Source organism: Anatilimnocola aquadivae (assembly GCF_049819085.1).
In the GTDB taxonomy this organism is placed as follows: Bacteria; Planctomycetota; Planctomycetia; order Pirellulales; family Pirellulaceae; genus Anatilimnocola.
In genome coordinates, this window is record NZ_CP187419.1 from 4,029,974 (window position 1) to 4,043,474 (window position 13,501).

Here is a 13,501-nt window from a genome sequence, read left to right on the forward strand (position 1 = left end):
CCTTCCGATGATTGATCGCATCACACTTCTCAAGTCCTGGGCGGTATTTGGTTGGGAAACACCCGTCATTGCACTCTTGCTCGCAATGCTTCCCGCTCTTCTGCGCGCGGAACTCCCGACGGTAGATCTTTCGGGAGAAACGGACCGACACTCCATCGTGGCCGCAGGAACGCCAGACACTTATCAAGGCCATCCGACAACTCTGCTACTGCCCGATGGGCGCACGATGTTTGCCGTGTGGACCTTGAATCACGGCGGTCCCTGCGGACCTTTGAAGAGGAGCGAAGATGGCGGTCGTACCTGGAGCGAACTCCTGACCGTTCCTGAGAGCTGGCGTACTGTCAGCAACTGTCCCTCTCTCCATCGGCTCACCGATCCGCAAGGAGTTTCTCGCCTGTTTGTGTTTGCTGGGCAAGGACCCGATGGCGCGATGCACTCGTCGCACAGTACGGACGAGGGGCGCACTTGGACCCCTGTGAAGTCGCTGGGACTTAAGTGCGTAATGCCGTTTTGTACGATTGTGCCGATCGATGGTGGCAAACAATTGCTGGGGCTGACCAATATTCGCCGACCGGGCGAGACCAAAGACAAACGCTCGAACATCATCGCTCAAAGCGTTTCGACCGACGGCGGTCTCACCTGGAGCAAGTGGCGAATCATTCTCGATCTAGGCGACCTGAAACCCTGCGAGCCGGCGCTCGTTCGCTCGCCGAATGGCAAACAGCTATTGTGCCTGCTGCGCGAAAATGTGAAGCGACAAGCACTATTCATCGATGAGGGGCGCACCTGGTCGAAGGAACAGACGCTTCCTTCTGGTCTGTGGGGCGATCGTCACATGGCTGCCTATGCCCCCGATGGCAGGCTCGTCGTTACGTTTCGCGATACTGGCCCGCGCAGTCCCACCAAGAGTCATTTCGTCGCTTGGGTTGGCAAGTTTGACGACATTCAAGCGGGCCGTGATGGTCAGTATCGCATCAAGCTGTTGCATAGCCACGCCGGTAACGATTGCGGATACCCAGGGCTCGAGGTTCTGCCCGATGGCGAGTTCGTTGCGACCACATATGTGAAGTATCGTCCCGGTCCCGCTAAGCACTCCGTCGTCGCCACGCGATTCAAGTTGAGGGAGACCGATACCCTCGCGAAAAATGCTCCCGCCGCAGCCACCAAAACAGTCGAGGCCGATATTGTGATCTATGGCGGCACTTCGGGCGGTGTAGTAGCTGCCGTGCAGGCGAGCCGAATGGGGAAGAAGGCTGTGATTGTGGAGCCCGGCAAACATCTGGGTGGCATGACTTCGGGGGGCCTGAGCGCCGTCGATATTGGCGATCCACGCACGGTCGGCGGCATTGCCCGCGAGTACTTTACGCGCTTGGTGGCCAGTTACGGCAAGAAGCTGGAATGGGACAAAGCGTTCACTGCCGCCGGAGGCGGGCCCGCAACCGGTGGCGCGTACTCCATCGAGCCACACGTTGCCGAAGACGTGTTCAATCAATTGGTTCGGGAAGCTGGGGTGCCGGTCTATCGGTCGGCGCGACTGGCGGCCGTGAAGAAGGACGGTGCCAGACTGATTGAATTAACTACCGACGAAGGCCTGACGGTGCGCGGCAAGATGTTCATCGACGCCACGTACGAAGGCGACTTGATGGCTAAAGCGGGTGTGACGTACACCGTGAGGCGCGAAGGAAACAAAAAGTACAACGAAACCTATAACGGCATCTACTACGACGAGAAATATCGTCCGCGAACCAACCATTTGAAACCTGGACCCCATGGTCGCGTGCCCGGCGGTCAAGGAGTATGGGATCGAGACTTTCCGCTCGACCCTTATGTAGTTCCCGGCAAACCAGACAGCGGCTTGCTTCCGCTGATTGAAGCTGGGGACCCTGGTGTTGTTGGTGACCCCGCCCCAGGAGTGCAAGCCTACTGCTTTCGACTCTGTCTTACGAAGTCCGCTGATCGCTTGCCTATTGAGCCGCCCAGCGACTACGATCCGAAACGCTACGAGATCGTAGCTCGCTTTATTGCGGCCTGCGAAGCAATTGGCGACGACGTCGACCTGCGTTGGTTCAGCAAGCACGACGCGCTGCCGAACAATAAGTGGGACTTCAACACGGCCACCTTTGGCGGCAATCTTCCCGGTGTCTCGTGGGCCTGGCCGGAAGCTTCCTACAGCCAGCGTGAAAAGATCGCCCAGGCTCACGAAGATTATCACCGCGGGTTGCTCCATTTTCTTGCGACCGACTCGCGAGTTCCCGCTAAAGTGCGCGGAGAGATGAATCAATTCGGATTGCCACGCGATGAGTTTCGGGACAACGGAGGCTGGCCACATCAGCTTTACATTCGTGAGGCTCGGCGGATGGTAAGCGACCTGGTGATTACCGAGCATCACACGTTTGGCCGTGAGACGGCGGCAAATTCCGTCAGCCTTGGTTCTTATGGAACCGACACGCACGAGATTCGTCGGATCGTAAAAGACGGCGTGGTGACGCGCGAAGGGAAGACGGCCGGTGGGCGCGACAGCGCGCCGCCCTATCCCATCGGCTATGCCGCGATCGTGCCGCGAAAAGGTGAGTGCGACAACCTTTTGGTGACTTTTGCTCTATCGGCGAGCCATACCGCTTTCAGCAGCATCCGCATGGAACCTGTCTTGATGGTGACGAGTCAAAGCGCGGCCACAGCTGCATCGCTGGCCATCGATGAGTCAGTCCCCGTGCAGCAACTGGACTATGCGAAACTGCGAAAGCGGCTGGATGCCGACAAGCAAATCGTGGAATGGAAAGCCACCGCCAAGAAGCCACTTGAGAAGTAGCCTTGTCGTCATCAATCATGTGCCTCCGCTCGCACTCATAAGTCCACTTCTACAAATGCTTGGGCCATGTTTGCTTCGCCCACTCACTTGTGGGTAAGATTCACCTCAACTTTTCTGGTCTATCACGTTCGTTGAGGTGAGGGCGACTCACATGTCTTTGAGGCGGTTCGTCGGCAACTCGTTGGTATTGTTTGCCTCCCTGCCATGGTTCGTCAGTTGCGATTCATCCACTCCCTCCACACCACCTGTCGCCAATGCGTCGCCGCCGCAGCCGGTGCCGGGACCACCGCCGCCGGGTGTCAATCGAATGCCGGGGCCGCCCAGTGTTAAGCGAGCGTCTCAACCCCCGAAGCCAGTTCCGGGTTTGAGACGAGGAGAAGCGAAAGGTGCTCCGCTTCCCGAGATCAACGAACCGCTGGCTACGGCATTCATCGAAATCAGCCCGGATGCCACCATTGACGAGCTATCGGCGCTGTTTGCCAAGGCCCGCGAAGAGAAGAAGCATTTACCTACCGGCCAAATCGAACTGTACGAGTTGTACGGCGTCGCTGTTCGCACGCCCTTTCAGGGCAAGGAAGATCTCAGTGAACGAATCGAGTTTTTCAAGCAATGGAGCGAAGCGAAGCCCGACGATCCTACGCCGCTGATCATTCTCGCCCGCTTGTACACCAGCTGGGGTTGGGAAGCGCGCGGCAGTGGTTGGGCCGCGACTGTCGGCCAAGAGGGCTTCAGGCTGTTTCATGAACGCTTGAAGCAGGGGGGAAAGTTCGGGGTTGCAGCCGAAAAGCTCGCTCCGCAGGATCCAGAACTGTACCGCTCACTGGTGGATATCGGCCGCGGCCTCGCAACCAAGCGGGAGCATATCGATCGCTGGGTCGAAGCGGGGCGCAAGGTCGATCCTACTTACTATCCGCTCTACCAATCGATGGCCGAGTATCTGCTTCCTCGCTGGCACGGCGAAGCGGGCGAAGTCGAGAAGTTCGCTGAAGAAACCTGCGCGGCCGTCGGCGGCGATGATGGTTTGGAAGCTTACGCACGAATTGCAATGAAGATGAATCTCTACGATTCCGAGATGCTTTATACGAGCGAATTTGACCCGGCAAAAATCGACCGCGGGGCGCAATTGATGTCCCAGCGTTTTCCGTTGGCTCCGGCCCTGCTCGACTTCCTGGCGGTGGTGGCCTGGAAAGGTGAACGCTATGAAGATGCGCGTAAGTTACTCACGTTGATTCGCAAGAAGGAAGAGCCCGACTATCGCCACTGGGCCTCGCAATCGCGTTATCAGGCATTTGTCAAATACTGTGAAGCGATGCCGGTTGCCGATCGAGCCGATCTGGTCTTTTATCCTTACCTGTATGGACCAATCGATTTCAACTTCTTCGAAGGGAACACCAAGCTCATCACCTTGCCGAATCAAAAAGGTGAGCCGATCAAGTTCTGGGATCTCAAGGACCTGAAGCAGCCTGTGGGAATGTTGCCTCCGCTACCCGACATCCTTCATCGAGTAGTCACCGACACCGAAGGCAAGATTCTGCTTTTGGAAGGCAACACCAATGAAAACAGCCTGGTGATTGTCCTTCATCTCGATAATCCTACCGAGCCAGTGATCTATCGCGACGTCGGGCAGCATGGCGGTTCGAAGCTGAGTCCTGATGGCAAGACGGCTGCTACCTGTCGCTCTTCGACCATTCATCTATGGGATCCTGCCACGGGAGAGCAACTGCACGAGCTCTCCCTAGAAACTGGATATCCCATGATGCGCTTCACGCCCGACAGTTCCCGCCTGCTGGTCAGCCATAAAGGAAATCAGCATGTGTTTAACGTCGCTGACGGCAAGGAATTGCTGGTCATCGACAACTCGAAGGCCGAGATTCCGAGCATCCTGAGCCTGATGGGATACGTCGACGGGACGGCGGTTCTCGGCAGTGGAACATTGCGAACGCCGACTGGCTTCGTCAATGTGCTGACCAAATGGGATCCTACGAACAACCAGCGGACCGAGTTTCTGCGATTGGCGCCCAGCGCCACAGGTGGACAACCACCGTCCCTCGAGGAAGTGAGTAAGAATCATTTCGTTCTGTCCGAGAGAGGCCCTGCGGGAATGAACGACACGCAGGTACTGCACGTGCATCGTCTGTCGGATGGCAAACTCGTCCGCACCATCAGCGGGCACAACAACTTTATCAAGCATCTGCGAATCACGCCCGACGATAAGCAACTGGTTACGATGGAAGTTCAAGGACCGCTACGGTTCTGGAATATTGAAGAGCGTCCTGCAGCGGCACAGTAGGGCTGTCAGGTTTAGTGCAATTACAGGCAAGGAATGGAATGATGGCTTGGCGGTATCGCTGGTCGGCTCGCTCGATCGTTCTTGCAGTTGGGTTCGGTGTGCTATTCCAGGGTTGCCAGCCGAAGGTTGACCCGGTTGCCGCGCCTGCGGCTCCACCAGTGCCAGTCGCAACACCACTTCCTGCTCCTGCTCAGCCTGTTTCTCTGCCCGGCGCGCCCGCAGTGCCGGTGATGCGGCCGGCACGACCGCTCATTAAAGACTCGCCGCTCGATATCGACGGCACGGCGACCTTTGCCGAATTCTCGCAGCGGTTTGCCAAGGCCCGGAAAGACGCCGTGATCTTGCCCTCGGGCCAGGCAGAGTTGGATCGCCTCTATCAATTGGTCTGTTCGCGCGGCTTTCAGGGTGCCAAAGATGCTCAAGAAGTGAATCAGCATTTGGAGCGCTGGGCCAAGGAAGACTCGGAAGATCCCACCCCGCTCATTGCGCTGGCGCGGGCTTCATTGGATGCGGCTTACTTGCGCCGTGGCGATCAGTACGCGGGCCTTGTCTCTGAGAAACGCGAGCAGCGATACGTGCTGCTGCTCACATCCGCACACGATCTGGCCCAGCAAGCGCTCGGCAAGGGTGCCCGCGATCCGGAATTGGCTCGCGTCCTGGCTGTGACGGGTTACGAATTGGGAATCGATCGCGCGCGAGTTGCCGAATGGGCAGGCGCCGGTGAGCGAGAGTTTCCTCGCTACTTTCCGCTCTATACCAGCATGGCCAAGTTGATTGTCGCCGATGAATTGCTTCCCTTAGCCGCAATTTCAGCCTACGCAGAACGAATCCGTCAGCAAGTGGGAGGCGACGACGGCCTCGAGGCCTATACGCGAATTGCCTTGATCGCCAATCAAGAAAAGCGAAATGCCGTCCTCTTCAGCGGGTTTTCCTACGACCACCTTCGTCACGGCGCGAACTTGCTGCATCAGCGCTATCCCGACTCGGCCCAATTGGTAGATTTCCTGGGGATTGTCGCTTATATGACGGGCGATCATGCCTTGGCCAATCAGTTGCTGCCAGAAATCGCCTCGCGACCGCGCAGTCCCAAGCAATGGGACGACGGCGGCCATTTCACCCTCTTCCAGAAGTGGTGCCAGCGAGTTCCGCCGACCGCTGAGGAAGCAGAAGTAACCTTCTGGGTGGGGCCGCAAGGAGGTCTGTCGCTCGCGTTTTGTGACGGCTCGAATGTCCTAGCGACGGCCGGCGAGGGGGATGACGTCAGCTTACGACTGTGGGATCTGAAGTCGCCCCAGACCCCGCCGCGCCCGATCAAGCTGGATGCCAACTGGAGAATGACTCTCGATGCCGATCGAACGGGCAAACGCCTGCTTGGCTGGCAGTTCATCGCCCATTGCTTTCAATTTCCCCAACAAGAAGGACTGTTCGGTTCCATTGAGATTCCCTATTACAATCCGCGGTTCGAGGGGCAGGATACGCGGAAGAGATTCTTCGAAATCTGCAGCGATGGGACCGTGGCCATGGCCTTCGAACCCGGCACCATTCATCTGTTCAATCCAGAGAACGCTCGGCAAATTCGCCGTTTCGAAGTCCCACCCGAGTTGCAGCGACTGGAGCAATTCGGCCGGCATCTCTCTGCCGATGGTAAGTGGCTCGCGTTGCAAAACGGGATGAACATTGAGGTCTGGGACGCCGAGCAAGGAAAGAAGGCTTACGACCTCACCGACAAGGTCCTCAAGACGCACTACCTACGTTCGGTCGTTGGTGTCTTGCCGCATGGCAATCTGCTGCTGCACACGATTCGCCGCACGAACCAACGGGGCGAAGTGAGGTTGTCTCGCTGGAATATTGATACACAGACGCTGCATCACTACGGCGAAGTCGACCCGCGGCTGAAGGTGCTGGCCTCGCTCGACGACAGATTCGTGGCCATGACCACAATCACTTCCAACACCACCTACGCGGAAGTCTCGGTGTATCGTCTGTCCGATTTCCAGCTGGTGCGCACCTTACGCGGTCACAACGGAGGCATCCGCGATGCTCGCTTTTCGGGCGATGGCCAGTGGATTGGCACGGCTGAAAACGCCGGGCCCGTTCGCTTGTGGAAACTTCCCACCGAGTGATTTCTAACCTTCATTCACCCATGAGTGTGCAAACCAAGACGACGTATCTGCAGATGTTCGCGCCGCCTGTGGCCAAAGTACAGCCACCTCGTGCGGATGTGACGGTGGTGGAACTGACGAAGCCGACCATCGCACAGTACCGCACGCTCTATCGCACCGTGGGAGAGCAGTATTCGTGGTTCGACCGGCTGATTATGCTCGACGAACAACTGGCGTCCATCTTGGCGGACGAGCGCGTAAAAGTCTTTGTCCTGCAGGTGAATGGAACGGATGCCGGTTACTCGGAATTGGACTGTCGAAGCGTCGGCGAGATTGAACTCGCCTATTTCGGACTCTTTCCGCGGTTTGTGGGCCAAGGTCTGGGCAGGTTTTTTCTGCACTGGACGTTGCAGCAGGCCTGGTTGTTTCAGCCAAGGCGAGTGTGGGTACACACCTGCGACTTGGATCATCCAGCCGCACTGGCTAACTACCTGCGGGCGGGTCTGGAGACCTACGACGAGCGCTTCGTCACGCAACGGACGCTCGCGGAGTGACTCGCCGCCGATTTTCTACTTCGAGTAAGCAGAGGCTTGGCCTGGCGCTTGACCGGCACGCTTCTCGGCAATCACCTGCAGCAGTGCCTTTTGCGGATCGGCGAACTTCTGAATCCCTTCGTCCATCAGCGTTTTTTCGAGATGGGCGATATCGACCTTCTTGGCGATTTCGTCAAGCACGGCCTGCGGCGGCAACGAATCGACCTGGCGAGTAAAGGTTCGCTTGCTGCGAGCGACCGCTTCGTTGGTGGCCGGTGGATTGGTTTGAATGTCGCTGCCGGCGAAGGCTTCGACATACTTCCACGCGGCGTCTTCTTTCTTTTTCGTGCCCGTGCTCGCGAAGATCATTTCCTGCTGCAGGGGCAGCTTCTTCTCGGCCCAGAAGCGAGTGTTCTCGGCCCAAATTTGCTTCGCGTTGACGATGCCGACTTGCCCTTGCGCCTCGGGCGAGAGCTTTGGCACGTGCTTCTCGGTATAGATGTCGACGCGCGATACGAAAATGCTGTAGACCGATTTGAATCGGCTGAGCGTGTTTCGTTTTTGAGCGCCACGCCAGATGGCATCGCGGGCCGCTTCGTACTGGCGTGGCGAAAAGATCAGCGTGACGTTGAGCGTCACATTCGCCGCGCACAGCGGTTCGAGCGCTTCGAGTCCAGCGGGAGTGGCCGGCACCTTGATCATGCGGTTCCGTTCGCCCGAGGCCCACTTTAGCCCCAGTTCTACATAGCGGGCCACGCGCTCGGCGTGAGGAATGTTGGCCACGTGATCTTCGATGAGCGGATCGAGTTCAAAGCTGACGTAGCCGTCGTTGCCGCTCGTCTCTTGCCAGACGGGCAAAAACACCTGCTGAGCCTGCGAGACCAGGCGGTCCGTCAGCTTCCAGGCAACCTGGTCGTCGGTCATGCCGCCCGTGGCGAGGCGCACGATTTCGTCGTCAAAACGGCCGGTGCGAATCAGGTCGGAAATGATGACGGGATTCGAGGTGGCCCCGGTGGCGCCTTCTTTGCGATCGCGCGAAACTAGTTCAGGATCGATGGAATCGAGCCACAGTTTGGTACCGGAGGCAACGAGTGATTGAAGAGGAGTCATGGGCTTTCCTAACAGAATTTCTAATTGGGAATTGCTGATTGCTAACTGGAAATACAAAAATCGAATTGCCTTTCAATAAGCAATTCGAAAATCCCAATTCGCAATTCCTAGGCCGCGTCTTCGGCGGCGGTAATGATGAATTCACTGACGAGGGCTTGATCGAAATCAAACACCTGGTCGAAGTCTTCACGGCGATCTTCGGGCGACTTGGTCATTTCGCCGATCTTGATCAGGTTATACACGATCTCGCCAAAGTCGCTCGTGCAGGTAATGCCCCAGCCGGCAAGCACCAGCTTGGCCATGTAGCCATATTGGTCGTGGGCGTATTGCTTCAGCGCGTGGCTGAGGTCTTGCCCGGTCACGTGGCGAACCTGCCGCACTTCACCTTCGGGCGTGGGTGCTTCTTCGGGTCGGCCCAGTTCGAGCACGTCCTGGGCGAACTCGAGCCCGCTGCGTACGAACTGATACGCTTCGAGCTTGTAGCGACGGTCTTCACACAACAGCTTGATGAGTGGATGAATGTCGGGAGTCATGCTTTTCGACACGGCAGGATTCCTGAGAATTGAAAAACGGTGTGCGGGCAGGTTCGCAACTAGGCGAGGATGAATTAGGGCGAGTCTGAATCTGGCGGATGTTGCTCGACCTGGGTGGGGGGCAAGGTCGGCGGCACATTGGCACTGGGATCGGGCGGAGGTGCGTTGGCAGGCAACTCACCGCGGGCCATGTCGTCGAACTGCGTATCTTGCCGGGCGACTTCCTCGCGCGACGGCTCTTCGGGGCGCTGCTGGCCGCGATCTTGCTGGCCGCGATCTTGCTGGCCGCGATCTTGCTGGCCGCGATCTTGCTGGCCGCGATCTTGCTGGCCGCGATCTTGCTGGCCGCGATCTTGCTGGCCGCGATCTTGCTGGCCGCGATCTTGCTGGCCGCGATCTTGCTGGCCGCGATCATCTCGACGTGGTTGCTGCGGCCGTGGTGGTGGTCGCGAATCGCGCCGCTGTTGACCGGGTCCAGAGGGGCGTTGGCGAGAGCCGCTGTTGCGGTCGTTGCGGTCATTACGAGGTGGAGCATCGCCCGCAGTCGATTCGGTTGCTTCGTCGGTGACTACATCGTCCCGCAGTTCTTCTTCGGCATCGCGCGAACGACCGCGTCGCACGTTACCGGTGCCGGTTTTGAGTACCGTGAGCACATCGGATACGGGAATGAGCAGGCGGCGGCCGTCTTCCATCGATACGAGCAATTGCTGCGTGAGGATTTCTTGTCCCAGCACGCGTGCCCGACCCGTGGGAGTGACAATTTCCGAGCCGGCGGGAGGCAGTGTCTTTTGCAGCTCTTCGTAAGTGTCGTATTCGTACCGCAGGCAACACTTTAAGCGGCCGCAGCGGCCCGAGATCTTCGTGGGGTCAAGCGTGGCCTTTTGCAGCTTGGCCATTTTCATCGAGACGGGCGGCATCTCATGCAGGTGCGTATTGCAGCAAACCGGTTTGCCGCAGTCGCCATAGTCGGCGAGCAGCTTGGCTTCGTCACGAACGCCGATCTGGCGCATTTCGATGCGAGTTTGAAATTCCGAGGCGAGTTTTTTCACCAAGTCGCGAAAGTCGACGCGGTCCTCAGCCAGGTAATAGACGACAACCCGTTCGCCGCCGAATAGGTGTTCGACATCGACGAGTTCCATCGGCAAGCGAAGTTCGGCGACGTGATTGCGGCAAACCTCGAACTCGTTCCGCTCTTTGCTGTGAATGTGAACCAGTTCGTTCGCATCTTCTTGGCTCAACTCGCGCAGGATGGCACCGCCGGGCGAACCGCTCAGGCTTTTGGCGACGTCGTCGGTCGCTTCGCAGAGCACATCGCCCGCTTCGAGCCCCCGCTGGGTGCGGGCCACGACTTTCATACCGCGGCCGTAGCGTTCGTTGCCGCGTGCATTGAAGATGCCGAGCGCTCGTGTCGAACCGTAGCGCAGCACATAGCGGGCTGACGGTCGGCGTGGTTCTTCGGTAGTCGCCATGCAGTGCCTGAATCGAGTGGATACGAATCGTTGGCCGCTGCCAACAGAATCAACCGGCTTAGTATATCGTGCTGACGCAAGACAAGGTAGCCGCAGGGGTTCGCATAAACGGCGACGCGCCACGCTAGCGCAGATTCATCGAGTAAAGTAGGCCGGCAACCAGCGGTACTCCGTGAAGTTCCGGCAGGAAGCGCCGATCGATGTCGCGTAATGTGTCTGCCGGAACTGCGTGAGTACACTTTGTTCCGGCCTACCAGCTGTACTGGCACTTAACGGCTGGTCGGGTCGCTCTCGGGAAAGCTTTCCCATTGGGTGCTGGGAATGCCGGTCGGAACAGATTCTGCGAAGGGAACCCGACGGGTGAAGCGAACCTGTTGCCATTGTTGGTAGTGGGTCCAAGCGGCAGCCAGGATGATCGGCCCCAGCAACAACAGGATCAGCAGGCTTCGCAGGTGAAATCGCATCGGCGTATCTTAAACCATGCGCCAGGCCTCGGGGAGCATTTGTTCGGGTAGCCTGACGCATCCGCGAGGTCTGGTGGCTCGACGACGATTTCCATCTCTAACGGGGCTCTGCGAGAGCCTCGCCCGCTCTTCCGAAAAGCTATCCAATCACCGCCACAAAGTCGTCGCCTAGGCGGCCAAGGACTTCGCGCGTGACGTTTGCCGGCACGATCTGCCGCGGCTGGCCGGCGGCTTTGTGGTAGCGGCGAAGGGTGACTTCGCCACCGCGGCGGACGAGAAGTTCGTAGTAACTACGACCATCATCGCCTACCTGCGGCGGGCTTGAACGCATTTGAATCGAAACGCTCTCGGCGTCAGTTTCGAGCAGACTGATCGGCTCCATCAGGTACGTGAGCCGTTGCTGAATCTTGTTGCTAAGGGCTTTCAGGCTATCGACCGTGGCATTGGCAAGGTTGGATGACTGGTAATCAAAGCGAGTGAAAGCACAACCGACGGCATCGACGACGTCGAGTTGACTAACAATGCGTCCGCTCGTGGTGCGCACTTCCAGCTCACCGCCGCTGGGTGCGAGTCGTTGAAGCTCGAGAGCTATGTCTTGTTTGATGGTCATCATCAATCTCCGCCTGCCATCCTGGCAACAAATCGCTTGCCAATTCCTCCGCTAGGCCTTTTTCTTATCTTCCGAGCTGGTGTGACTCTGGCCGTCGAACGACCAGAGGACCGTCGCACCTTCTAGTTTGGTTTCAATGTGCACCGGTCGCTTCCAAAGTTTGTACAGCGACGTGAGTGTGTCCTGAGCGTAGTTCTGTTGCAGCTCTGCTCCGCTGAAGCGATGTTCCAGCAGCAGTTCGCCGCGGTTCTTGTAGTTGCCGTCGGTCACGTAAATGATCGGCCGGCCCATGTTCGTTAAATTATAGAGCAGCCGCTGTTTCACGTTCGGAAATTCGCGACTCTCGATTTCGTAGTAACCCGATTCCTGCTGATAGCCGAACGAGAACAGCTTGTGGCGGCGGCAAAAGTCGAGCGTCAGGAATTCGTCGATGAACGTAAGGTCGTTGTGGACGCGACGCACTTCGAAGATCTTTTCGCGACCGAGACCGGCCTTTGTGTTCCAGTGCTGCTGTTCCTGCCAGTCTTCGCAGTTGTCGTAATCTTCGCCGAAGGCACCGCGATTCCAGCGGTCTTCGATATCGCGATACAACTCGACACCTAGCTTGTAAGGATTGAGTCGCGTGCGTGAGCCCGCTAAGGTGCCGCTGCAATGATCGGCGTAGCAGATCAGGTCTTTGGCCTCCATGGCATGCTTGGTCATGATCGTGCTGTGCCAGTAAGTGGCCCAACCTTCATTCATAATTTTGGTTTGCCCTTGTGGGGCGAAATAATAGGCCTCTTCGCGAATGATCGACAGCACATCGGCCTGCCAGTTCTTCAGCGGCGCGTTCTCCAAGACAAAGAGCGTCACGTCGCGCATGGGTTCGGAGGGAAACTTCTCCTTTCGCTCCAGATCCTTCTTCAGTTGCGCTCGTTCGGCGTCCATGGCCTTGCGCGGGTTTACGTACTGGTCGAGATAGCCTTTCGATTGATAGCGAGTAGGGGAAGTGGGGTCAAAAGCTTCTTCGTCCTCATCGTCGTGGCGCACCGGCGGGGGCTTATCGTCGCGGCGTTTGATGTGGGGCGAGTAGATGTCGATCAAGTCCTCAACGCTCAAGCAGCAGTCGATGAAGTTCTCGACTTCTTCGACGCCAAAACGGTCCATGTAGTTCCGAATTCGATTGCCGTGATTGGCCATGTCGTCGATCATGCGGCGATTGGTCTTCGCGAACCAGGCGTTGTTTTTGAAGAAATCGCAGTGGCCGTAGACGTGAGCCATCACCAGCTTGTGATCGGTGATGCCGTTGCTGCCGAGCAAGTACGCGTAGCAAGGATCGTTGTTGATCACCAGTTCGTAGATCTTTTGCAGTCCGTACGAGTAGCCTTTTTGCAGCTGCTCGTACTCCATGCCGAAGCGCCAGTGCGGGTAACGCGTCGGAAAGCCACCGTAAGCAGCGACGGCGTTCAATTGGTCGGCATCGACGACTTCGAAGATCGTGGGGAAGAAGTCCAGCCCGTACGCGCGGGCGTGACCTTCCATCTGGCGCTGGATTTCGATCAGCTCTTCGGTGAGTGAACGAAAACGATGGAGAGCAGGCAT

Annotated in this window: 10 protein-coding genes; 4 read left to right on the forward strand and 6 right to left on the reverse strand. The window is 57.8% G+C overall.

Annotated features, from left to right (window positions below):
- Positions 1-7: 7 nt before the first annotated feature.
- From NA78x_RS16075 to NA78x_RS16090, 4 genes are all read left to right on the forward strand, one after another.
- Complete coding sequence (locus NA78x_RS16075; RefSeq protein ID WP_425613382.1) at positions 8-2,809, forward strand: FAD-dependent oxidoreductase; 2,802 nt, start codon at positions 8-10, stop codon at positions 2,807-2,809.
- Positions 2,810-3,173: 364 nt separating this feature from the next.
- Complete coding sequence (locus NA78x_RS16080) at positions 3,174-5,099, forward strand: hypothetical protein (protein ID WP_425613383.1); 1,926 nt, start codon at positions 3,174-3,176, stop codon at positions 5,097-5,099.
- A 38-nt stretch (positions 5,100-5,137) separates the two neighbouring features.
- Positions 5,138-7,222, forward strand: coding sequence for a WD40 repeat domain-containing protein (locus NA78x_RS16085; protein ID WP_425613384.1), 2,085 nt, complete (start codon positions 5,138-5,140; stop codon positions 7,220-7,222).
- A gap of 20 nt (positions 7,223-7,242) precedes the next feature.
- Positions 7,243-7,755 carry a hypothetical protein gene (locus NA78x_RS16090; protein WP_425613385.1) on the forward strand — a complete coding sequence of 171 codons (513 nt, stop codon included), beginning with the start codon at positions 7,243-7,245 and terminating at the stop codon, positions 7,753-7,755.
- 15 nt (positions 7,756-7,770) lie between these two features.
- On the opposite strand, the gene NA78x_RS16095 is transcribed toward NA78x_RS16090, so the two are convergent.
- The 6 genes from NA78x_RS16095 to NA78x_RS16120 all read right to left on the reverse strand — a co-directional run bounded on the left by NA78x_RS16095 (position 7,771) and on the right by NA78x_RS16120 (position 13,501).
- On the reverse strand, positions 7,771-8,844 hold the full coding sequence (locus tag NA78x_RS16095; RefSeq protein ID WP_425613386.1) for a transaldolase family protein: 1,074 nt from the start codon (positions 8,842-8,844) through the stop codon (positions 7,771-7,773).
- Positions 8,845-8,951: 107 nt separating this feature from the next.
- Positions 8,952-9,389, reverse strand: coding sequence for a Minf_1886 family protein (locus NA78x_RS16100; protein WP_425613387.1), 438 nt, complete (start codon positions 9,387-9,389; stop codon positions 8,952-8,954).
- Positions 9,390-9,451: 62 nt separating this feature from the next.
- Complete coding sequence (ricT, locus tag NA78x_RS16105; protein WP_425613388.1) at positions 9,452-10,846, reverse strand: regulatory iron-sulfur-containing complex subunit RicT; 1,395 nt, start codon at positions 10,844-10,846, stop codon at positions 9,452-9,454.
- A 269-nt stretch (positions 10,847-11,115) separates the two neighbouring features.
- A complete protein-coding gene (locus NA78x_RS16110; protein WP_425613389.1) occupies positions 11,116-11,310 on the reverse strand; it encodes a hypothetical protein in 195 nt (64 codons plus the stop codon).
- Between the two features lie 139 nt (positions 11,311-11,449).
- Positions 11,450-11,920 carry a hypothetical protein gene (locus tag NA78x_RS16115; RefSeq protein ID WP_425613390.1) on the reverse strand — a complete coding sequence of 157 codons (471 nt, stop codon included), beginning with the start codon at positions 11,918-11,920 and terminating at the stop codon, positions 11,450-11,452.
- A 51-nt stretch (positions 11,921-11,971) separates the two neighbouring features.
- On the reverse strand, positions 11,972-13,501 hold the full coding sequence (locus NA78x_RS16120) for a SpoVR family protein (RefSeq protein ID WP_425613391.1): 1,530 nt from the start codon (positions 13,499-13,501) through the stop codon (positions 11,972-11,974).

Coding starts and splice junctions, on each gene's coding strand:
- NA78x_RS16075 (WP_425613382.1), top strand. CDS start 8: ATGATTGATCGCATCACACTTCTCAAGTCCTGGGCGGTATTTGGTTGG.
- NA78x_RS16085 (WP_425613384.1), top strand. CDS start 5,138: ATGATGGCTTGGCGGTATCGCTGGTCGGCTCGCTCGATCGTTCTTGCA.
- NA78x_RS16090 (WP_425613385.1), top strand. CDS start 7,243: ATGAGTGTGCAAACCAAGACGACGTATCTGCAGATGTTCGCGCCGCCT.
- NA78x_RS16095 (WP_425613386.1), bottom strand. CDS start 8,844: ATGACTCCTCTTCAATCACTCGTTGCCTCCGGTACCAAACTGTGGCTC.
- ricT (WP_425613388.1), bottom strand. CDS start 10,846: ATGGCGACTACCGAAGAACCACGCCGACCGTCAGCCCGCTATGTGCTG.
- NA78x_RS16110 (WP_425613389.1), bottom strand. CDS start 11,310: ATGCGATTTCACCTGCGAAGCCTGCTGATCCTGTTGTTGCTGGGGCCG.
- NA78x_RS16115 (WP_425613390.1), bottom strand. CDS start 11,920: ATGACCATCAAACAAGACATAGCTCTCGAGCTTCAACGACTCGCACCC.
- NA78x_RS16120 (WP_425613391.1), bottom strand. CDS start 13,501: ATGCCTGCTCTCCATCGTTTTCGTTCACTCACCGAAGAGCTGATCGAA.